Genomic DNA, 252 nt, shown 5'->3' with positions numbered 1-252 from the left:
GCTGGCCTCACCGCAGCTGGCGGTCTTCTTTGAAAAATTCCCACGCCTGAAGGCGGCAATCACTGATGATGTTCCCCGCTGGCGTGAAGCGCTGCGCAGTCGGCTGAAAGATGCCCGAGTCCCGCCGGAACTCACCGAAGAGGTGATGTGCTATCAGCAAAGCCAGCTCCTCTCCACGCCACAGTTTATTGTGCAGCTACCACAGATCCTGGACTTACTGCATCGTCTGAATTCTCCATGGGCAGAACAAGC

Annotated in this window: 1 protein-coding gene; it reads left to right on the top strand. The window is 56.7% G+C overall.

From position 1 onward, the window contains the following. On the top strand, positions 1-252 hold a 252-nt coding region (locus AC0L3S_RS39565), incomplete at both ends, for a hypothetical protein (protein ID WP_473285402.1).

It is taken from the genome of Bradyrhizobium sp. Ken01, from assembly GCF_055807355.1.
Note: the sequence above shows the minus strand (reverse complement) of the source record. Positions and strands in the feature narration are given on the sequence as shown.